16 protein-coding genes are annotated in these 21,599 nt (G+C 41.8%); 5 read left to right on the top strand and 11 right to left on the bottom strand.

The window, feature by feature from the left end; all coding sequences use genetic code 11:
• Positions 1-126 precede the first annotated feature (126 nt).
• Together V7K38_RS24980 and V7K38_RS24975 are read right to left on the bottom strand one after the other, a co-directional pair.
• Entirely contained in the window at positions 127-1,782 is a 1,656-nt protein-coding gene (locus tag V7K38_RS24980) for a PRC-barrel domain-containing protein (RefSeq protein WP_334861674.1), read from the bottom strand.
• 20 nt (positions 1,783-1,802) lie between these two features.
• Positions 1,803-2,000, bottom strand: coding sequence for a hypothetical protein (locus V7K38_RS24975; RefSeq protein ID WP_334861672.1), 198 nt, complete (start codon positions 1,998-2,000; stop codon positions 1,803-1,805).
• A 738-nt stretch (positions 2,001-2,738) separates the two neighbouring features.
• On the opposite strand from V7K38_RS24975, the gene V7K38_RS24970 reads away from it, so the two are divergent.
• Positions 2,739-8,132 carry a trifunctional serine/threonine-protein kinase/ATP-binding protein/sensor histidine kinase gene (locus V7K38_RS24970; RefSeq protein ID WP_334861670.1) on the top strand — a complete coding sequence of 1,798 codons (5,394 nt, stop codon included), beginning with the start codon at positions 2,739-2,741 and terminating at the stop codon, positions 8,130-8,132.
• A 58-nt stretch (positions 8,133-8,190) separates the two neighbouring features.
• Here V7K38_RS24970 and lpxD read toward each other — a convergent pair whose 3' ends face one another.
• The 4 genes from lpxD to V7K38_RS24950 form a co-directional block, all read right to left on the bottom strand.
• A complete protein-coding gene (lpxD, locus tag V7K38_RS24965; RefSeq protein ID WP_334861668.1) occupies positions 8,191-9,243 on the bottom strand; it encodes a UDP-3-O-(3-hydroxymyristoyl)glucosamine N-acyltransferase in 1,053 nt (350 codons plus the stop codon).
• 60 nt (positions 9,244-9,303) lie between these two features.
• Entirely contained in the window at positions 9,304-10,539 is a 1,236-nt protein-coding gene (locus V7K38_RS24960) for an NAD(P)/FAD-dependent oxidoreductase (protein WP_334861666.1), read from the bottom strand.
• 52 nt (positions 10,540-10,591) lie between these two features.
• Positions 10,592-10,753: a rubredoxin gene (rd, locus tag V7K38_RS24955; RefSeq protein WP_334861664.1), complete on the bottom strand. Its 162-nt coding sequence runs from the start codon at positions 10,751-10,753 to the stop codon at positions 10,592-10,594.
• A 141-nt stretch (positions 10,754-10,894) separates the two neighbouring features.
• Positions 10,895-11,089 carry a hypothetical protein gene (locus V7K38_RS24950; protein WP_334861662.1) on the bottom strand — a complete coding sequence of 65 codons (195 nt, stop codon included), beginning with the start codon at positions 11,087-11,089 and terminating at the stop codon, positions 10,895-10,897.
• 421 nt (positions 11,090-11,510) lie between these two features.
• Between V7K38_RS24950 and V7K38_RS24945 the strand changes: the two genes are divergently transcribed.
• Entirely contained in the window at positions 11,511-12,068 is a 558-nt protein-coding gene (locus V7K38_RS24945) for an SRPBCC family protein (RefSeq protein WP_334861781.1), read from the top strand.
• 289 nt (positions 12,069-12,357) lie between these two features.
• Here V7K38_RS24945 and V7K38_RS24940 read toward each other — a convergent pair whose 3' ends face one another.
• The 5 genes from V7K38_RS24940 to V7K38_RS24920 all read right to left on the bottom strand — a co-directional run bounded on the left by V7K38_RS24940 (position 12,358) and on the right by V7K38_RS24920 (position 20,164).
• The gene (locus V7K38_RS24940; RefSeq protein ID WP_334861660.1) at positions 12,358-14,331 is read right to left on the bottom strand and encodes a hybrid sensor histidine kinase/response regulator; all 1,974 of its coding nucleotides are present in this window, start codon (positions 14,329-14,331) and stop codon (positions 12,358-12,360) included.
• Complete coding sequence (locus V7K38_RS24935) at positions 14,324-16,498, bottom strand: ATP-binding protein (protein ID WP_334861658.1); 2,175 nt, start codon at positions 16,496-16,498, stop codon at positions 14,324-14,326. Before V7K38_RS24935 ends, V7K38_RS24940 begins: the two co-directional genes overlap by 8 nt.
• Before the next feature lie 150 nt (positions 16,499-16,648).
• Positions 16,649-16,954, bottom strand: coding sequence for an RsbRD N-terminal domain-containing protein (locus V7K38_RS24930; protein WP_334861656.1), 306 nt, complete (start codon positions 16,952-16,954; stop codon positions 16,649-16,651).
• 346 nt (positions 16,955-17,300) lie between these two features.
• Complete coding sequence (gene clpB, locus V7K38_RS24925) at positions 17,301-19,916, bottom strand: ATP-dependent chaperone ClpB (protein ID WP_334861654.1); 2,616 nt, start codon at positions 19,914-19,916, stop codon at positions 17,301-17,303.
• A gap of 35 nt (positions 19,917-19,951) precedes the next feature.
• A complete protein-coding gene (locus tag V7K38_RS24920) occupies positions 19,952-20,164 on the bottom strand; it encodes a hypothetical protein (protein WP_334861652.1) in 213 nt (70 codons plus the stop codon).
• Positions 20,165-20,300: 136 nt separating this feature from the next.
• Between V7K38_RS24920 and V7K38_RS24915 the strand changes: the two genes are divergently transcribed.
• The 3 genes from V7K38_RS24915 (at position 20,301) to V7K38_RS24905 (ending at position 21,521) form a co-directional block, all read left to right on the top strand.
• Entirely contained in the window at positions 20,301-20,570 is a 270-nt protein-coding gene (locus V7K38_RS24915) for a hypothetical protein (RefSeq protein ID WP_334861650.1), read from the top strand.
• Positions 20,540-20,875: an HNH endonuclease gene (locus V7K38_RS24910; RefSeq protein WP_334861648.1), complete on the top strand. Its 336-nt coding sequence runs from the start codon at positions 20,540-20,542 to the stop codon at positions 20,873-20,875. The genes V7K38_RS24915 and V7K38_RS24910 overlap by 31 nt, the downstream gene beginning before the upstream one ends.
• A 262-nt stretch (positions 20,876-21,137) precedes the next feature.
• Positions 21,138-21,521 carry a hypothetical protein gene (locus V7K38_RS24905; protein ID WP_334861646.1) on the top strand — a complete coding sequence of 128 codons (384 nt, stop codon included), beginning with the start codon at positions 21,138-21,140 and terminating at the stop codon, positions 21,519-21,521.
• The last annotated feature ends 78 nt before the right edge of the window (positions 21,522-21,599 follow it).

The raw sequence follows: 21,599 nt of genomic DNA, 5'->3' as shown, positions 1-21,599 counted from the left end.
CCCGATGAGTAAGCTATTTCAGACTTGTTTGTACCCCGCAGCTAAAAAAGGGGGGAACCGGAATCAAAGTCCCCCAATTTATCGGGGGATTTAGGGGGATGTAAACGATACTGTTAAATGCGAGGATTAATTGACTGAGATTGACTTGACTTCAATTTGCGATCGCCCATTAGTGTGATGCGCGAGAGCCGCCATTCCATGTTCTGAGGCCCGCAGTTCTTGATCGGATATTTCTGGCTCCTTAATATAGACCGAACTCACTAAGATATTCAAGACTCCACTTTCTTCAGCCTGACGCACAGCACGATGCGTAATTAATTCACCCACATTCAAAATTACATTGTCTTGTGGATCAAGAATGACGCGGGTAACTGGACGACCGAGTGCTTGTTCAATTCGTTGCTTCTTCAGCGCCCGTGTGCTGCGTCCTTGTAACTTTTCTGCCTGATCTTTCAAAGCTTGCCAGAAAGTGTTGAGGTTCTTTTGGGCAACGCTTGCTTGACCGCGCAGTTGAACTTTGGTTTCTAACCATGTGTCACTTGCGCTAGAACTAACTGCATTTACCACAGCCAGACCAGCAGCATTTAGTAATTCTGCTTCTTTACGGTAAGTTTGGGCGCGAGCCAGGACGGATTCAGTTACAATTTGCCCAGATGCTGCAATAATTAAGCCATCGTCAGCACGCACTGTTTGCAGGACTCTACGCCCTTTTGCCTGCTGGATCGCCACATATTCTGTCAGCCCATCAACCGATTGACGCAAGTTAGCACCAACGCTGTGAGTTGCGCTCTGAATTTGATTACTAGTAGATTCTGTTGCTGCTTTCAAATTGCGGCTAATGTTTGCAGTCAAACTGCCTCCCGTAGCTCGATAGAGTTCATCGAGGATACTCATGCGATCCGCCGCTTCTGCATCAACTAGTGTGACTTCCTGCCCCTGTAGTAGCAGTACATTACCGTCTGGAGTCAGCACATCCCACTCAACATGCTTGCCAATCACGTATATTTTTTGCTCCGCAGGGTCAACCAGATTGTTTGTCAGGGAGGCAGATGCATCTCGATTGAGGTCTTGCAGTTTGCTGCTAGTAGCATCAGTTGCAGCTTGCAGTTGCTCACGTGCATTATCGCTTGTTGACTGTAGCCTGCGGTTTACATTCTCTACTGAGCTTTGAAATTGCTCACCTGCCGACTGGCTGGCTTTTTGTAGTCTGCGGTTAGCCATTTGGGCTGATTCTTGCAAGCTATCTTCAGTTGCTTGGACGGCTCCCCGGATACCACCCACCTGTTCTTCCATCATCTGAGCAGTTTGTGGAGGCACAAAGGCAACATCGTAACCAATTGTCAGCGTTTCGGGAGCGGGAACGAACGATCGCCCCGAATAAGCATCCGCAAATACACCGCCAGAAACTTCGTATCCTTCCACCAGTCCACTATGTTCATCGAAGAACAAATCAACTAGTCCACCAAGGTCGAGTCCCTCAGTGGTTAGAATTCTCGTTCCTTTTAAAATCATATTCTGGTGCAGAATCTCTTTAATTGCAGGTACACGATGTGCCTTAACAACAGATTTTTTTGAGTTAACGACGATCGCATCTAAGCCGATCGCTTGCACCTCTTCCAAGGGAATGACTTTAGCATCCCGAAACAGTCCTTTTTCTTCAACTAGGAAACCCAAAAGTTGATTATGTTTTTGATCGAAAATTAAATCTATAATTCGCTCAATTTTCTTACCATTGTCGTATGTGACGACAACTTTATCGATAACATCACTACCTTTACGCATTTATCTATTCCTGATAGTTTTTATTTATTTGGTTGACCAGTAACTTGTTCGTTGGTTGGCTGAATTTTTAGCTGAAAATACCGCCCCTCTCTGCCAAAACCAGGGACAATATCAATAACGCCAAAGTATTCAAGAAATACCCCAAAGATAGCGACAAGGATGATGAGAACGGTGATATTTGCTCCAGTATTAGAGCGTTGTCCTACAAGCCTGGGCATTTTTTACCTCTTATTTTTTGTTTTTTATTGTGAAGCTTACTATAAAAATCATACATATTTATTTATATCATTATTAGTTGTCCTTACACATATACCTTTCGGAATATGGTATTTACCAGTTTATTCTTCAAAAAGATATTTCTCAAAGTACATGTATTTGCTATCTATTACCAAAACTCTTTTGAAAAATAAATTATTTTTATAGATAGCTTTAATAATATTTAAACTGTAATAGCTTAAGAATAATTTTAGTCAATATGTTTTGTGAATTATAGGACAATACGGTTCAGTTAAGCATTTTTTTCTTCTCTCTGTTTCCTCTGCACCTCTGCGGTAGCCTGCGGCAAGCCGTTCGCGTAGCGTCTCGTAGAGAAGCGTCTACGTTAAAAAAATTGAGTTTCACAAAGAGTTTTAACCTTAACTGAACCGGATTGAATTATAGGAATTTGGTTTGATTTATGAAAAAATTTAATTATATATAGGGTATAAGTTTTTTCACACAATTTATACAACTTATACGCAATTCAAGCATTTACTGAAACATGATTAGAGAATGATCTAATCACTCCAAATCACGTTTTTTGGGCTGAAATTGATTTATCACTCCGCTAAAGCGTCTCTAATCACCTGCTTATACGCTAGACAATGCCATTGATTAGCCGTTATCAATACTCAACCAAAGGGCATACTAAGCATATAAATTTCTGCTGTGAAACTTGTACAGTAAGGTAGGTACAGATGGATGCGATCGCCACAATTCCCAAATATCAACTAATAGAAAAACTCTATGCTGGCTCTCGAACAGTGGTCTATCGAGGCATAAGAGAAGCAGATCGGCTGGAGATTGTGGTCAAATTGCTACAGCGTGAGTACCCAACCTTCAATGAATTGTTACAGTTTCGTAACCAGTATACCATTGCCAAAAATCTCGATAATCCGGGGATTATTCGTCCGTATAGTTTAGAAACCTACCGCAATAGCTATGCCTTAGTAATGGAAGATTTTGGCGGTACTTCACTACGAGACTATGTTCAAAATCAACCACTAGCATCCAGAGAGTTTTTGGAAATTGCCATCCAACTGGCAGATATCCTCAACTACCTGCACTATCACCAAATTATTCACAAAGACATCAAACCTGCAAATATCCTCATTCACCCAGAGACAAAGCAAGTTAAAATTATCGATTTTAGTATTGCCTCATTATTACCCAAAGAAACGCAGGAAATTAAAAATCCCAATGTTCTAGAAGGAACATTAGCCTATCTTGCGCCAGAACAAACTGGGCGGATGAATCGAGGGATTGATTATCGAGCAGATTTCTATGCACTAGGAGTTACTTTTTTTGAATTGCTAACGGGAGAACTACCATTTTTGACTGACGATCCAATGGAGTTACTACATTGCCATATTGCCAAACAACCGGATACATTCAAAATTCAGAATTCAAAATTCAAAAATGGAGAAGTAGTTCCCCAAGTTCTCTGTAACATTACGATTAAGCTGATGGCAAAAAATGCTGAAGATCGCTATCAGAGTGCATTGGGATTGAAATATGATTTGGAAAATTGTCTAGAACAACTCAATTTTACAGATAAGATTGAAACCTTTAAGATTGCAACCAGGGATGTGTGCGATCGCTTCCTGATTCGAGAAAAATTATACGGTCGAGAAAATGAAGTTCAGCAACTACTAGCCGCATTTGAAAGGGTTTCTCAAGGAGCCAGTGAACTAATGTTAGTAGCAGGTTTTTCTGGCATTGGTAAAACTGCTGTAGTTAATGAGGTTCATAAACCCATTGTTAAACAACGCGGTTATTTTATTAAAGGTAAATTTGACCAATTTAATCGGAATATTCCCTTTTCTGCTTTTGTACAAGCTTTTCGTAATCTCATGATGCAGTTGCTAACAGAAAGTGACCAACAACTAGATCATTGGAAAACTAAGATTATAGAAGCTGTTGGTGACAATGGACAAGTAATCATTGAAGTTATTCCTGAATTACAAATAATTATTGGTCAACAATTACCAGCACCAAATTTATCAGGAAATGCGGTGCAGAATCGCTTTAATTTATTATTTCAGAAGTTTGTAGAATTATTCACAACTAAAGAGCATCCTTTAGTAATATTCTTAGATGATTTGCAGTGGGCTGATTCAGCCTCTCTGAAGTTAATGCAATTGTTGATGCGTGAATCAACTAGTGGATATTTATTATTAATTGGTGCTTATCGAGATAACGAAGTTTTTGCTGCTCATCCTTTGAATTTTACATTAGAAGAAATTAAGAAAGCAAAGACTACTATTAATACGATTATATTAGCTAATCTCAGCTTGTTAAGTTTAAATGAATTGGTGGCTGATACCCTGAGTTGTTCTCTAGAAGTTGCCCAACCATTAACTCAACTCATTTGTCAAAAGAGTAAAGGTAATCCGTTTTTTAGTACACAATTTCTTAAAGCTCTCTATGAAGATAACTTAATTACTTTTGATCAAAAATTAGGTTACTGGCAATGTGATATTGTAGCAGTCAAAGCTTTAAGTCTAACTGATGATGTCGTTGAATTTATGGCGTTGCAATTGCAGAAGCTGCCGACAGCAACACAGAATATTTTGAAACTTGCAGCTTGTATTGGTAATCAATTTGATTTAGCAACTTTGGCAATTGTTTCTGAGCAGTCAGAACTTGAAACCTCATCGGATTTGTGGAAAGCATTGCAAGAGGGGTTCATCTTGCCTCGAAGTGAAATATACAAGTTCTATATAGGACAAGAAATAGAAGATGAGCTAAAAAGTTCTCAAACTATTAGTTATAAATTTTTGCACGATCGCATTCAGCAAGCGGCTTATTCTCTAATCCCAAATGATGATAATCAAGTAATTCATCAGCGAATTGGGGAACTGCTATTAAATAACACACCTATTGAAAAGCAAGAAGAGAGAATTTTTGAGATTGTTAATCAATTAAATATTGGTGCGAACTTAATTATTGAGCAGTCAGAGAGAGAGCAATTAGCACAGTTAAATCTGCTGGCTGGGCAAAAAGCTAAACTATCTACTGCATATACTGCGGCAATGGAATATATTAATTTTGGAATTCAGCTATTGGCAACAGATAGTTGGGAACGAAAATATACCCTGGCTTTAGCTTTGTATGAAGAAGCTGCTGCGGCTGCTTATCTAACTGGCGAATTTGACAAAGTAGAAGAGTTTGCTCTAGAAGTACAACACCATGCTAAAGTTTTACTAGATCGGGTTAAATCTATTGAAATTCAAATCCAATCTTATTTAGCTCAGAGTCGCTTTGATAATTCAATTCAGACTGCGATCGCACTTCTGAATCTCTTAGGTGTTAAACTCTCTCCCCAAGCCAGTCAAATGCAAACATTACTGGGTTTAGGCAGAGTAACATTACGATTGCTAGGTAAATCTCCTTTAAGTTTAATTGACTTGCCTAACATGACTGGAGATGAACAACTAGCGGCAATCAGAATTCTAGCTAGTACTAATTCAACGGCTTATATTGCCCGCCCAGATTTACTACCACCAATTATTTTAAGCGAAGTCAGTTTATCGATGCAGTATGGTAATGCAGCAGAATCTGCATTTGGTTATGCCTGGTATGGATTAATTCAATGTGGCATTATCGGAAATATTCAGGCAGGTTATGAATTTGGTCAATTGGCATTAAAAGTTTTAGATAAATTTAATGCTCAGGAGTTAAAAGCTAGAACTTTTTTCATTGTTGAAACATTTGTTAATCACTGGCATCAACATACTCAAAAGACAATTGCACCGTTAACCGAAGCTTATCAAGTAGGTTTAGAAACGGGAGATATTGAATATGCATCATGGGCTAGTTATACTTGCAGTTTTCATGGATATTTTATCGGTGAGGAGTTGTCTGAGTTACAAAAAAAGATGGATAATTATGCCGAAGTCTACAGGCAATTTAAACAAGATAAACCTTATGTATACACAAATTCGTTTCGTCAAGCAATCAAAAATCTGTTGGGAGAATCTACTAATCCTAGTGAATTATCAGGTTCTATTTATGATGCCCAAAGCATTCGCGCATTACAAAAACAAGTAGGCGATCGCACCGGATTAAGCTTTAGCTATACCAATGAATTAATACTTTGCTACCTGTTTGAAAATTATGCTGCGGCTTCAGATGCAGCGATTAATTCCATAATCTATTTAGATGGGGTAACATCGGCATCAGTAGTACCAGTAGTTTATTTTTATGACGCATTAACACAACTAAATCTTTATCCCAAAGCAACCACGATTGAGAAAAAACAAATTATTAAACAAGTCACTTCTCATCAAAAAAAGTTTAGAAAATGGCTACATCATGCCCCAATGAATTACCAACACAAATTTGACTTAATTGATGCAGAACGTCATCGAGTTTTGCAACATAAAAACAAAGCAATGGAATTATATGATTCCTCTATCTCCCTCGCCAAAGAAAACGGTTACATTCAAGAAGAAGCCCTCGCAAACGAACTTGCAGCCAAATTTTACCTAGAATTGGGAAAAGAAAAAGTAGCTCAGGGATATATGCAAGAAGCTTACTATTGCTATGCTAAATGGGGTGCTAAGGCAAAAACTGATGATTTAGAAAAACGCTATCCTCAGCTACTCCAACCTGTTTTGCAACAACTAAAACTTAGCTTCAATTCTCTAGAAACTATAGCATTCATTGGCGGCACTTCAACTTCAAAATCAACTACTACTAGCATTTATGATATTTTAGATTTTGTTTCTGTGAGCAAAGTAGCTCAAGTTATTTCCCGCAGTATCCAATTAGATGAATTAATTACTAGCCTCACTAAAATTATCTTAGAAAATGCTGGAGCAAAAAAATGTGTCTTAATTCTGCCAGATAAAGATAAATGGCAAGTTCAAGTGATTGCTTCTATTAATCCTAGCGATCAACAAACTACAACAGTTATTAGTTCACAACCGTTAGATGATTCTCGAGAAGTTCCTGGACAGCTAATTCAATATGTTAAACATACATTAGAACCCCTTGTAATTGACAATTGCCAAACTGAAATCAGTGGCGTGATTGATGATTATATGTTGCAATATCAACCAAAAAGTGCTTTATGTGTACCGATTCTTAATCAAGGGCATTTAGTTGGGATTATTTATTTAGAAAATAGTTTAACTCAAGGAATATTTACAATTAATCGCTTAGTAGTTATTAATTTGCTTTGTACTCAAGCCGCAATTTCTCTAGAAAATGCTCGGCTTTATCAACAGTCACAACAAGCATTTCACGATTTACAAAAAGCTCAATTGCAACTTGTACAAAGCGAGAAAATGTCAGCATTGGGTAATTTAGTTGCAGGTATTGCCCATGAAATCAACAATCCTATAGGCTTTATTTCTGGAAATATTCCCCCAGCATTAGATTACCTCAAAGATATATTCAGCTTACTTAATTTATATCAACAAGAATATCAGCAAAGTAATGCAGCAATTGCAGATAAAATTAATAAGATTGATTTGAAATATATACAAGAAGATTTACCGAAGTTGATTGCATCTATGGAATTAGGAATTAATCGTATCCGCGATATTAGCAACAGCTTAAGAACTTTTTCTAGGTCAGATCAGTACTACAAAGTTGCTTGCGATATTCATGAAGGTATTAATAGTACAATTCTGATTTTGAAACATCGTATCAAAGCAAATGAAACGCGTCCAGCAATTGAGGTTATTACAGATTATGGTGATTTGCCTGAAGTTGAATGCTTTTTTGGACAACTGAATCAGGTATTTATGAATTTATTAGCAAATGCTATTGATGCTTTAGAAGAATCAAGTCAGGGACGCAGTTATAAGGAAATTGAGGCTAAGGTTAATCGCATTACAATTCGGACATTTTTACAAGATGAGCGTGTAAATATTTTGATTGCTGATAATGGTAATGGGATGACATCAGAGGTAAAAGAAAGAATTTTTGACTATTTATTTACAACTAAAGGAGTTGGTCAAGGTACAGGATTAGGATTAGCGATCGCTCGTCAAATTGTGGTAGAAAAACACGGTGGTCAAATTGTTGTGGAGTCTGAAGTCGGTGCAGGTACGCAATTTGCGATCGCTATTCCTATTTAGAATTTACAAAACCCTTTGGGTAGGGAATTGTCAATTCCCCATTTCCAAATTTTATTGATTAATCATTGCTATTTTTAGATTTACGTTGCAATTGTTTTAGTGATTGATACATATCTGGCAGGCGACCATAAACAGCACATACCTTGAGATATAGTTTGTAAGGAAGCGCTGGAGTTCCGCAGACAACTTCTCCTGGTGCAACATCATTGTGAATTCCACTTTGAGCAGATGTCATTGCTCCATCTCCTATCTTGACTTGATTAACTATTCCTGTTTGTCCAGCTAAAATCACACGATTTCCTAGTTGAACACCTCCCGCCATACCAACCTGGCCTGCGATCGCACAGCCAGAACCAATTTTGCAACCGTGACCTATTTGCACTAAGCTATCAATTACTGTATTGCGACCTACCCGTGTTTCTCCGACGGATGGACGGTCAATACCACTGTTGCAGCCAACTTCTACGCCATCTTCTAAAACTGTATAGCCAGATTGTTCCATTTTGAACCAACCAGTCTGGGTAGGAACAAAACCAAAACCTTCTGCACCAATGACAGCACCACTGTGAATTACGCAATCTGCACCGATGCGGGTGCGTTCGTGGATGGTACAGTTGGCGTGTAAGGTGGTGCGATCGCCAATTTTAGCATCTGGATAAATCACCACATTGGGATGAATAATTGCACCATCGCCAATTTCTACGCCTTGCTGAATCACAGCATGGGGGCCAATATAAACATCACTACCAACTTTTGCAGTGGAGTGAATCACAGCAGTGGGATGAATTTCTGGGATGGGGCGATATGGTTGGTAAAAAAGTGCGATCGCTTTGGCAAAGAACAGTCGCGGATCTGGGGTTGCTATCCAGACAATACCCCTTTCTTGTGCGACTACCTGTAATTTTTCGTCTTTGGGCAAAATTAAAGCAGTAGCATTGGTATTACTGACAAAAGACCCAAATTTTGCCCCTTCTACGTAACTGAGAGTACCAGTTGTAGCTTCATCAATGGCTGCTACTCCTGTAATTTCTGGGTCATGGTCTGGGTTGCTAGTCAGGCTATGATTAGTGACGGCATCACCAAATTGGCGGAGGATTTCGCTGAATTTCATTGTTGAATGTGTTCAAAATTGATCTACAAAGGATGGTAGCTTTATTTTTGCCGCTTTGTACTAGTCGCTATTCGCCATTGCTACCCCTGCTAAATACCCAGTTGTCCAAGCACTTTGGAAGTTAAAGCCACCGGTAACGCCATCAATATCTAAGATTTCTCCAGCAAAATAAAGACCAGGAATTAACCTACTTTCCATCGTCTTGAAGTTGACTTCTTTGAGCTTAACGCCACCACAGGTAACAAATTCTTCTTTGAAGGCTCCTTTGCCATTTATTAAATATTGTCCCTGAGTAAGTTCCTGCACCAGTTGATTTAAGCTTTTACTAGATATTTCTGCCCAACGGTCATCCGTAGCGATCCCTGCACGGGCAATGATATATTGCCAGAGACGATGGGGTAAATCAACGCCGCGATGTAATGCGATCGCTTTTTTTCCCCATTCATCCTTAACTGCTAAAACTTTTTCTCGCACTTGTTCTTGTGGCATCAGGGGCAGCCAATTAATCGATAATTTGGCTTGATAGCGGCTTTCGTGCAGAACTCTCGCACCCCAAGCAGAAAGCTTCAAAACAGCCGGGCCACTCAAACCCCAGTGGGTAATTAACAATGGCCCAGTTTGTTGTAATTGGGATTTTCCGCCCGCAGATAACCGTAATTGAACAGGGTTAATGCTAACTCCAGCTAACTCCCGCAACTTTTGATCGAGAATGTTGAAGGTAAATAATGAGGGGACTGGCGGTTCAATTTGATGTCCTAACTCTTGGACAATTTTATAACCGACAATGCTGCTACCGGTAGCAAGAAGTAAGCGATCGCATTTAATCGTCTCTCCCAACTTTAAAAGAATCTCAAACCCCCCATCTGCTGAGGTTCTCACCGAAGTTACATGTGTACCGATACGGAGTTTTACCCCAGATTTCGCCACCGCTTTAATTAGACATTCCACAATAGTTTCTGAAGTATTGGTGACAGGAAACATCCGGCCATCAGCTTCAGTTTTGAGATAGACTCCACTAGCAGCAAACCAAGCTGCTGTATCTTGAGGGCCAAAATGAGTCAAAGCACCCCGCAAAGCTTTTGCACCTCTGGGGTAATTTTGGACTAACTCCTCCGGCTCAAAGCAAGCGTGAGTAACATTGCAGCGTCCACCACCAGAAATTAGGACTTTCGCCAGTGGTTGACGACTGGCTTCGAGTAAAGTAACTTGGGCATCAGGATTGGCTTTAGCACAAGCGATCGCGCCAAAAAATCCCGCAGCCCCACCCCCAATAACTACAATTCGTGACGGTAGCAAGTTCTAAAATTTCTCAATAGCAAGTACTTTACTAGGCTAGCCGTTATCTTCACTATTCAACTAGTTCAAATTGATCTTTTGTGGCTCCACAAGTCGGACAGACCCAATCATCTGGTATATTTTCAAAGGGTGTTCCTGGTGCTATATCGCTATCTGGATCGCCTGCTTCTGGGTCGTATTCATAGCCGCAAACGGTACATCTATACTTTGCCATGTTCCTTTCCCTTAGTAAATTGTTGGTATCGCTTCCCTATTAAATACTTCTAGGGGTGAGTAATAATAGCCACGCTACAATTCTTAAACGAGAGTACAGGTATACCCTTGGAGAAAATTTTCCAGATTATGAGAAATCAGATTACAAACGCCACCAAGTTCTTTGGGCGTAACTGATCAACCCGATCGCGATCGCTCCTAGTAGCAGTAGCAAAATTATTCCACCTGGAATAAAAGTGAGAATAGCAAAACCTCTCAGTACCCAGATAGCTACGCTAACGCCGAGAAGCATACCAAAAATCTGGATTAATCTACGATTTAAAGAAGATTGACTCACTTAATTTTCCTCTCAACTCAACAGACATTACACTTGATATTGACAATTAAAATATGAAGTTACGATGAAGTTAGAGTTTCATCAGAATTAACACGCAAAAATCAAGAAATGCAAGCCAAATTTTTGGGTAAGGTGCTTGATGTTAGTTCGTGTTTGTGCCATTCTAGCGATTAAGAACTTAGTTTTTGATTTATAAATATTTCTATTATTAAATCGGCTTAAGTGCCAATTGTGTTAATTGTGATAAGAACTACAGCTTTTACGTAAAGTAACTGAAATAATTACCAATAACTAACCCTTGCCGGAAAGGATAGGTATTACACTGGAACTAAAATTTAATGAGTTAGAGCTTAATCAAGTTTTATAGCTTGTAGTTTCAACTTTATTTAGGTGGATGAGTTGAGGAGTAACAAAAATGATTATGTCTGCGTCTTATATCTCAGACTCAATTATTGCAGGTTCAGATATGGCTTGGAGTCAAGATAAGCAAAAGTTGCTGGTACAGGGTGAAATCTTGGTAGAAACGCGATCGCACAAAAGCTGTGGTGGCGCTGTCACAGCTTGGATGTATTTGCCGATGGTGCGATCGCAAGTTTGGCAGCAATTAACCGATTATCCCCGGTGGGTGCAATATTTTCCTGATATCACCAAAAGCGAGATATCACACAAAGGCGAAGTTAAACGCCTGTATCAAGCAGCACAAAAAGCCTTTTTCTTTTTCACGGCTCAAGTCGAAATTTACCTCAGCGTTGTAGAGGTGCTGGGGCAACAAATCCAATTCCGCATGGAAAAAGGGACTTTTGAGGATTTTAACGCCAATTTAGAACTCCAAGATTGCGGTAATGGCACGTTGCTTGCTTATACTGTGCAAGCTACACCTCTGATTCCGATTCCATCAATTTTTATTCAACAAGCAATGAACTTTGAGTTACCTGCAAATATGCGTAAAATGCGACAAGTGATTTGTAAGACTAAGTAATAAAAATGTCATTGGCAAAAACTATTTTAGAATTTCGGTTTGAGTTTTTGCAGCGACTAGGTTCGATATTTTAGTTCCTGCAAAGACGCTTTCTTCTTTATAGGAAGCGTCTTTATTGCTTATACAAATTTGAAAAATGATTACAACAGATGGATTAATATAACCCAGGCAGAAAAGGGAATTTACAATCCATCAAAAATCCAAAATGGTATTATTTTTATTGTTATTGGCGATCGCTTGTGTCAAGTTGAGGCAGATATAGCTATGACAGGATTTTTTCCAATCGTTGCTATACCCCGACTATAGTTAAAATAGCCTGCATTAGTACCTCTGGCTCAATTGGTTTAGAAATATGGTGTTGAAATCCGGCTGCTAGTGCAAGTTGTCGATCGATCTCTCCTGCATAAGCAGTGAGGGCGATCGCCGGAATTCCGCCGCCGCGATCGGGTGACTGCTTTCTAATTTGACGAATTAGTGTATAGCCATCCATGTCGGGCATCCCAATATCACTGATTAGCAAATCAAATTTTGCTTGCCCCAAACTGCTCAGAGCTTCATGTGCTGATTGGGCTTGATTCACTTGCGCCCCGTACTGTTCTAGCAGGAAGGCAATTAACTCCCGCGAATCTTTGTCATCATCTACAAGCAGCACTTGCAATCCATTCAAATCGAAGTCTGAGAGATTACGAGACGCAGTATCATCTTGATTCAGTTTTACCGCAGCGATTGGTGGAAACTTGGCTGAAAAAGTTGCTCCTTGCCCTTCTCCAAAGCTTGTTGCCTGAACTGTTCCTCCATGCAGTTCCACCAAATGACGCACGATCGCTAACCCTAATCCCAATCCTCCAAATCTTCGAGTTGTTGTCCCATCAGCTTGGCGAAAGTAGTCAAAGACATAAGGCAGAAATTCACCAGAGATCCCCATGCCAGTGTCGCTGACAGTGATTTGAGTGTATTCCAAAGGATGAGTCTCTAGTTCATCCTTGATCCTTTCTAACCGCACCTCTACTCGACCACCCTGTGAGGTAAATTTAATCGCGTTAGAAAGTAGATTCCAAACAACTTGTTGCAGGCGACCAGAATCACCCAACACTTGCCCAACGTTCGGTTCAAATATTGTTTGAATCTGAATGGATTTAGCTTCAGCAGCAAGCCGCACGGTTTCCAGGGCAGCTTTGATGGTAAAAGTTAGACTGACTGGAACTGTATTCAAACTCAACTTGCCTTGGAGAATGCGCGATACATCGAGCAAGTCTTCAATTAGTTGCGCTTGTAGTTTAGCGTTGCGCTCGATCGTTTCGAGTGCATACTGAGTTTTGGCTGCATCCTGCTGGCGCGTTTGCAAAATTTTTGCCCATCCCAAAATCGGATTCAGGGGCGATCGCAATTCATGAGACAACACTGCCAAAAACTCATCTTTAATCCGATTAGCTTGTTGGGCTTGTTCAGTTTGTTGTTGCAAAGAAAGCATCAGCCGATTGAGGTGTTCGTTCTGCTCTTGCAGCAAGGCTGATGATCGCTTCCGTTCGGTGATATCGGAGAGGATGAAAACGGCACCTGTGAGATTCCCATATCGATCAAATACCGGGTCGATGGTTTTGGCAAACCACCGTTCTGTGGACTGAAATTCTAGAATTTGCCGTTGGTGAGTTTCTTTAGCACGGCGAAAGCAAGCACCATCACCAACTCCCAATTCTGCGCCCATCAACTCATGGTGAACACAACCTAATATTTCCTGGGCGGGCTTGGAAAAAAGCTGCATCATTGCTCGATTGCAGCGCAGAATTACCCCTTCCCTGTCTACCAAACATACGCTGTCTTTGATCGAGTCAAAGGTGGTTTGCCACTCCCGTGCTGAGGATAGAGCAGCTTCTTCCGCTCGGCGAATTCGCAACAGCGATCGCACCGTAGCCAGCAATTCAATGGGTTCAACAGGTTGCGCTAGATAAGCATCGGCACCACTGTCTAAGCCTTCTGCTTTATCCTGGCTGAGAATAAAACTTGCAGAAAGGTGTAGCACGAGAATAAAAGCAGTTTCAGGATTTGCCTTAATTTGGCGACAGACTTCAAAGCCGCTAATATCTGGTAATTTGACATCCAAAATCACCAGAGTAGGCTGATGTTCAGTAGCGGCCTTTAATCCTGCTGCTCCGGTTGCCGCTTCCACGACGGTAAAGCCTGCATTTTGCAAAATCCGGTTCACAACATAACGATTGGCTTCGTTATCGTCAACATGCAGGATGATAACCCGTGGCTCAGACATGACTTTGCCCGCAAGCATCTAGAACAAGTCCGGCTTTGATCAGCGCATCTTGAAGTTGGGCGTTCGCCAAAGGCGGGGCGTAGCCCATCGCTGCCGTTTGAGAACCTGTTTCTTTGGAAAGAATGGCGATGCTTTTTTTTGCTAATTGGCTGTGCGTTTCTGCATCCAGTTGTGCAGAGGAGTAGATAATCGTCGGAATCGACTCAGTGACAGAATTGCTCTTAAGCTCCTTGAGGACATCAAAACCGCTCAACCCTGGCATCTCCAAGTCAAGCACGATTGCGGTCGGTTGCTCCCGTTGTGCTAAATTTAATCCTTCCCATCCGTTCATGGCTTCTAAGATACTCAATTGTGTATTTATTAACAACTGTTTCACCAAATACCGATAGGCGGGGTCATCGTCAATTAACAAGATTTTTTGAGGCTTGTTCTGATTAATTAGCGTATTAAGTTTGTTCAACAACTGCAATCTGTCTACCGGCTTAATTAGAAAACCGTTGGCTCCTAGCGCTAGTGCTTGCTTCTCGTTGTCAATGATGGTAATAACGAGTACAGGGATCTTACAGGTCGTTTCATCTCCTTTGATTTCTCGCAAGAACGTCCAGCCGTTTTGCCCTTCTAGCATAATATTTAGCATAATTGCCACCGGTTGAATTTGTTGTAAGACAAGCCTTGCCTGAGCTAAAGTCCGGGTGGCAATTAATTGATAAGTTGACTCCTGAAGGTGCTTTTCGTAAATAAATAGCGTTTCTGGATGATCTTCAATCGCCAGAATCGGCAGGCGAGTTGGCTCAAGTGATGCAATCGGTTGCAGTTGGGTGGGAAATTCAGTTGCATAAGGGTAGACCATCGGAATCGATGCTGTAAAGGTGGAGCCTTGACCCAGTTTACTTGTAACTGAAATACTGCCGCCGAGTAGCTCTGTTAACTTGCGCGATAACGGCAATCCTAACCCGGTTCCTTTCACCTGCTTTTGCAGAGAAGACTCAATTTGGACAAAATCCTCAAAAATGCGTTCCACATCGGCTGGAGCTATACCGATACCCGTATCGGACACGGAGAAGGTCACGGTATGACCCATTTGCACAGCAGTTACACGCACCTCTCCCTGCTCAGTAAATTTGAGCGCATTTGAGATAAAGTTTCTCAGAATTTGCGCGACTTTGCCCTCATCGCTATATATCTGCAAAATGCCGTCAGGTTCGTCGACAATCAGCGCCACAGAGGAGCCTTGAACCAATAATGGGCGCAGCATTCCTCGCAGCGTGGCAAACAAGTCACTGACTTCAAAGGAACTGGGACGCACTTCAGTTTTTCCAGCTTCCACCTTTGCCAAATCTAGTAAGTCGTTAACTAGTTCTGATAACCCGCTTGCCGCCTTTTGGATGAATGTCACCTGCTTTTCTTGCTCGGTGGTCAAATCGCCATCCATGCGTGCCAGTAGCATCCGAGATAGTGACAAAATCGAGTTAAGCGGTGTGCGAAACTCATGGCTCATGTTCGAGAGAAAGCGGGTTTTTAGCTCGTTTGCCTTTTGTAGAGAGTCTGCCTTCTCATCCAGTTCTGCGTAGAGAGCAACCACACCACGATTGGTATCTTCTAGTTCTTGGTTGAGATGGATCAGTTCTTCCTCGCGCTTGCGTAGCTTTGCCATTGCCCGCAATAATTCCTGGTTTTGTCGCTGGATCTCTTCATAGGGATTTTGGGGCGATCGCTCCATCATGGTTTCTCGAATCTGCTGCAATTGCGAATCGGTAAAACTCGGTGTGCGCTTCGACAACCTTTTGCTCATCAGCACCGTTGTTCCCTCTCCCGGCAGCGATTCGATCTCAAAGAGATCCATCAGCTTGTGGCTGCCCATAATACCTAATCCGATTCCGGTATCAGAGGTGTAACGTCCTGCCAAAACGTCTGCCAGATGAGGAATACCTGCACCCCGATCCTGAATCCGAATCAGAAACGCCTGTGGCTCTCCTGCCACACAAAATTCCACCGTTCCCCCTCTGGCATACTGAAAGGCGTTGCGGGCAATTTCGGAAACTGCCGTTGCCAATCGTGCCTGATCTTGAGTATCAAAACCCAATTGCTCGGCGATCTCACGAGTTCGTTGCCGAGCTTGCACAACATCCTGTTCGTAATGGATGGCGATTGCCAAAATGATTGTCAAGTCCCTTCTCCTTCGGAGACGCTGCGCGAACGCTCCAGTTCAAAATTGCACTTTTTTTAAAGCTTAAATCTTTAATTACGAATTACGAATTACGAATTATTATTTCCCCTTCCTTTCGCCACTAACACCGTCACATCGTCACGCTCTCGGTTAAAATCTCGGTATAGCACACCTGCAATCAGGCTGGGATGTTTTTGATTCAAGCCTGGATAGCGATCGAGAAATGCTAGTCAGGATCTCCCGCATTTCCTCCCACACCTCTGCCTGAATATTGCTCAACTTGCCCTGTCCAACGGTAATGCGAAACAAGCTAAGGAATTCCCGGCACTCTTCCTTTAGCTCGGCTTCTTTAATCAAGCCTCTGCGAATATTGATAGTGGCTAACTCCTGAATCCACTCCGACAGCAGTTCTGCCTCATAGGTTTCCAGGATCTCTGGGATCTTACTTTCGTTCATCGTTACTATAAGTGCAACCGTTTTCATTAGTTCAAAATCAGTGTATGACGATTCAGCCGAACGTGAAAGCTGAAGTTGGAGAGCGATTTTTTCACAGAGATGGGCAACATCCTGCCGTTGGACTTAAACTTTAAAATTTGTCTGAATAATGTTTGGATGAAAATGAGTTTAATCAAAAACGCAAAGGCGCTCTCGTGTAACTTAGCGTCTTTGCGTCAGGTTTTGAATGATATTTAACCAATAAAGGGGTCAAGTGCCCATCCCCTATGGGTTGATTGTAATGCGATTGGGGTTGAAATCCCCATTACAAAACATAATTACGAATTACGAATTATTTAATTAGCTGCTAAATAAACACCTCAGCAGGTAAGCGACTAAAAGAAAGACGCTCATTTTGCACATCCACAAAGATGGTGTTGCCGTTGTTGAATTCACCGCGCAAGATGGCTTTGGCAATTTGAGTTTCTAACTCGCGCTGAATCGCCCGTTTCAGTGGACGCGCCCCATATACGGGGTCGTACCCTACTTCCGCTAAAAAGTCAAGTGCAGTATCTGACAGTTTGAGGGATATTTTGCGATCGCTCAATCTTTGCCGCAATCTTTCCACTTGCAGTAGCACAATTTGCCGCAATTCCTTTTTATCCAAACCGTGGAAGATGATGATTTCGTCAATCCGGTTCAGGAACTCTGGACGGAAGCTGTTTCGCATCGCTTCCATTACCCGACGACGCATTTCATCGTAGTGGGCATTATCCCCAGCGACATCAAGGATGTATTGCGAACCGATGTTGCTAGTCATGATGATAATAGCGTTCTTAAAGTCCACCTTATGACCTTGGGCATCAGTGACGCGACCATCATCGAGAATTTGCAAGAATATATTGAATACATCCGGGTGTGCTTTCTCAATTTCGTCGAAGAGAATCACAGAGTAAGGACGGCGGCGAATCGCTTCTGTAAGTTGTCCGCCTTCTTCGTAACCCACATATCCCGGAGGCGCACCGATTAAACGGGAGACGGCGTGTTTCTCCATGTACTCAGACATATCGATTCGCACCAGCGCTTCTTCGCTATCGAACATAAACCCCGCCAGCGCTTTGGCCAACTCGGTTTTACCCACACCCGTAGGCCCAAGGAAAATAAAGCTAGCGATGGGACGATTGGGATCGGCTAGTCCAGCGCGCGATCGCTGAATTGCATCCGCTACAGCTGTGACTGCTTCATCTTGTCCAATCACGCGGCGGTGCAGTTCATCTTCTAAATGCAGCAGTTTCTCTTTCTCAGATTCCACCAACTTGCTGATCGGAATTCCTGTCCATTTAGAAATAATTTCGGCAATATCACCTTCTGTAACTTCTTCCCGTAATAGTGATTTACCACTTCTTTGAGCGCTTGCCAATTCAGCTTCTACTGCTTCTAATTGACGATGCAAATCGGTTAATGTACCATATTTTAACTTTGCAGCCTTTTCAAGTTCGTAGTCACGTTCTGCTTGCTGAATCTCCAAGTTAACGCGTTCGATCTCTTTTTTAACCGACGAGATTTTGTCAATAATACCTTTTTCAGACTGCCATTGAATATTTAGCGTTCTTTGTTCTTCTTGGAAATCCGCAATTTCTTTTTCTAGTCTATCTAGACGTTCACGAGAAGCTGCATCGCTTTCTTTTTGCAGAGACAACTGCTCCATTTGCAATTGCAGAATCTTGCGGTCGATTTCGTCAAGTTCTTCTGGTTTGGAGGTAATCTCCATTTTCAGTTTAGCAGCCGCTTCGTCTACTAAGTCGATAGCTTTGTCAGGTAAAAAGCGATCAGAAATATACCGACTGGACAATATAGCTGCTGCAACTAAAGCACTATCAGAAATCGTCACACTATGGTGGGTTTCATAGCGTTCTCTCAACCCACGCAAAATCGAAATAGTATCTTCTACACTAGGCTGATCGACATAAACTTGCTGGAAGCGTCTTTCTAGTGCAGCATCTTTTTCGATATGTTTGCGGTATTCATCCAGAGTTGTCGCCCCAATACAGCGCAATTCGCCCCGCGCTAACATGGGTTTTAATAAGTTACTAGCATCCATCGCGCCTTGGGTTGCACCAGCGCCGACAACGGTGTGAATTTCATCAATAAATAAAATAATCTTGCCGCCAGATTCAGTAACTTCTTTTAATACTGCTTTCAGGCGTTCTTCAAATTCACCCCGGAATTTTGCCCCCGCAATCAAAGCACCCATATCTAAAGAAATCAACTTGCAGTCTTTGAGTGACTGGGGTACATCACCTGCAATAATGCGCTGTGCTAATCCTTCGGCGATCGCAGTTTTACCAACACCTGGTTCACCAATTAGCACAGGATTATTCTTGGTGCGACGAGAGAGAATTTGGATAGTGCGGCGAATCTCATCATCTCGCCCAATCACTGGGTCAAGTAAACCTTCATGAGCGGCTTTTGTGAGGTCACGCCCGTATTTTTCCAGTGCTTCGTATTTGCCTTCTGGATTTTGGTCGGTCACTTTTTGGCTCCCCCGAACTTGTTTAATAATATCTTTTAGCTTGCCTTCGTCTAAACCGAATTCTTGAAATAAAGCTTTGCCAAAGCGGTCATCTTTAGCGTAAGCCAGCAATAAATGTTCAATTGAAATATATTCGTCTTGAAACTCCTTGCGATACACGTCTGCTCGATCTAGCAGTGTATCTAAGCTGCGTCCCAAGTATACTGAGGTACTATTACCCGATACTTTCGGCTGACGTTGAAAAAAGTGTTCGGTGCGATCGCGGAGTTTTTGGAGGTTAACACCCGCTTTGGTGAGAATCCCAGTTGCTAGACCATCTTGTTCTAGCAGCGCTTTCATCAGGTGTTCGCTTTCAATCTGCTGTTGTTGATATTGTTTAACAATATCGGGGGTATGGGCGATCGCTTCCCAGGCTTTTTCTGTAAATTGGTTAGGATTAGTAGGTTGCATAGGCTTTTTCAGGAACGTTGAGGCGCGGTAGCTTGTCAGAGGCTACCACCAGAACACCAAGTCAAGAAAATTTCTGTTCTCACATAGATATTGTAAGAACATGATAGCGATCGCCTAGATCGGTGTTCACGTCTTGTAAAAGTGGTATTTTCCCCTAGTTCCGATTTTCCTATATGCGATTCTTGTTTATTGCAACGAGTCAGGTAAGTGTTGGAGCGATCGTCAGCTTGAACATAAAGTCTTACCATACAACACAATATGGATATTAACCAGCAAAAAGAACAATTTAGCATCAGCTATATGAGAGCGATCGCTGCCCTTGCAGGTTATTCTTTATATATACCAATTGAGGCAGAATAGAACCAAAGGCACTGTGAACACACAATGACTACTCAATTGATGATTCAACCCTCATCTTTAATGTCTTCTGGTATCAGGATGAGCGAATTTGGTGACATTTATCTATTCAAATTTACCGATGAGTTACAGTCTCGCTTTGAAGAACTGTTGCAGAAGAAAAAAGCTGATGCGCTTCCTCTTGAAGAAGAAGCTGAATATGTAGGTATCTCCGAATTAGAGCGAATATTTACCTTGATTAACGCTCAATTGGCGGCGAAAAGTAAATGGTGTCCGAACAAACTCGAAGACTTGTAAGAAAACGGTCTGAATATCTCTGTGAATACTGCCACTCTCCAGAATACTTAAGTCCAGACCGTTTTAGCATTGACCATATAATACCGCAGTCTTTGGGTGGTTCTGATGAACTGGATAATTTAGCATTAGCTTGCCATCGCTGTAATGAGCGTCACTATAATTTTACAGTAGGTACTGATCCTAAAACCCAAGAAAAAGTCTCTCTATTTCATCCCCGTCAGCAACAATGGCCTGACCATTTTATGCGGCTATTCGGGCTGTTGCTGTTCTTAATTCAGCCTCAACCAAAGTATTCAGTTCTATGAGACAACCACCATTTCACTGATACAAACTGCTGTCAATAGCTGTTGTAGCTACTTGCTAAGGCAGAGAATGGTGATGCTTCAGTTTCAATTGAACTGTTGATCCGGGGGATGCTGGCAACAGGTGCAACCCTTCAAGAAATTGGAAAGGTTATTGCCGAAGCTGGCTGAACCTCAGCATAAATCTAAATGCATATACCAAGCATGACGTTTAAAGTTCTTCCACCCTCACACAGAGTTACCATGATCCCAGGTCGCCTAGTGGATGCTGAAAATGATTGACCCCGACGACTTTGAAGATGATGACTTTAACTTTGAGGATGAGGATTTATTGAAAATAAAACCCATCAGCCAAATGACTGAAGGGGAAAAGCTAGAGCGATTTAAGCGGTTCTTCGAGAGCAGCAGCCGTGCTATGCTGCAAGATTGTCTATTTCGCATCGTCAATTACGAAGATGGTACGGGTACGTTAGAAATTCTTTGCCCCAATGAAGTCGTCAGACAACGCCTTTCCAAGAAAAAGCGCAAAATTACCAACAACATCAACACCTGCTGGAGTCATATCAGATGGTTTTCCCTATGCGTCCAGCAAGATAGTGAGTTGCATTGTCAGAAGTTTACCCGTAACGGAGATTTGGTGACATTTTAGCAGTGAGGGGGATGAGGGAGAAATAAGCAATGCCCCATGCCCCATGCCCAATGCCCCATGCCCAACAATAAATAACAA

It is taken from the genome of Nostoc sp. (assembly GCF_036917465.1).
Lineage (GTDB): Bacteria > Cyanobacteriota > Cyanobacteriia > Cyanobacteriales > Nostocaceae > Nostoc.
The sequence above is the reverse complement of the archived record's forward strand: the minus strand, read 5'-3'. Positions and strand labels throughout refer to the sequence as shown.

What these genes read in the sequence shown, in the direction of transcription:
- V7K38_RS24980 (WP_334861674.1), bottom strand. Translation starts at nt 1,782, where the DNA reads ATGCGTAAAGGTAGTGATGTTATCGATAAAGTTGTCGTCACATACGAC.
- V7K38_RS24975 (WP_334861672.1), bottom strand. Translation starts at nt 2,000, where the DNA reads ATGCCCAGGCTTGTAGGACAACGCTCTAATACTGGAGCAAATATCACC.
- V7K38_RS24970 (WP_334861670.1), top strand. Translation starts at nt 2,739, where the DNA reads ATGGATGCGATCGCCACAATTCCCAAATATCAACTAATAGAAAAACTC.
- lpxD (WP_334861668.1), bottom strand. Translation starts at nt 9,243, where the DNA reads ATGAAATTCAGCGAAATCCTCCGCCAATTTGGTGATGCCGTCACTAAT.
- rd (WP_334861664.1), bottom strand. Translation starts at nt 10,753, where the DNA reads ATGGCAAAGTATAGATGTACCGTTTGCGGCTATGAATACGACCCAGAA.
- V7K38_RS24945 (WP_334861781.1), top strand. Translation starts at nt 11,511, where the DNA reads ATGTCTGCGTCTTATATCTCAGACTCAATTATTGCAGGTTCAGATATG.
- V7K38_RS24940 (WP_334861660.1), bottom strand. Translation starts at nt 14,331, where the DNA reads ATGTCTGAGCCACGGGTTATCATCCTGCATGTTGACGATAACGAAGCC.
- V7K38_RS24930 (WP_334861656.1), bottom strand. Translation starts at nt 16,954, where the DNA reads ATGAACGAAAGTAAGATCCCAGAGATCCTGGAAACCTATGAGGCAGAA.
- clpB (WP_334861654.1), bottom strand. Translation starts at nt 19,916, where the DNA reads ATGCAACCTACTAATCCTAACCAATTTACAGAAAAAGCCTGGGAAGCG.
- V7K38_RS24920 (WP_334861652.1), bottom strand. Translation starts at nt 20,164, where the DNA reads ATGGTAAGACTTTATGTTCAAGCTGACGATCGCTCCAACACTTACCTG.
- V7K38_RS24915 (WP_334861650.1), top strand. Translation starts at nt 20,301, where the DNA reads ATGACTACTCAATTGATGATTCAACCCTCATCTTTAATGTCTTCTGGT.
- V7K38_RS24910 (WP_334861648.1), top strand. Translation starts at nt 20,540, where the DNA reads ATGGTGTCCGAACAAACTCGAAGACTTGTAAGAAAACGGTCTGAATAT.
- V7K38_RS24905 (WP_334861646.1), top strand. Translation starts at nt 21,138, where the DNA reads ATGCTGAAAATGATTGACCCCGACGACTTTGAAGATGATGACTTTAAC.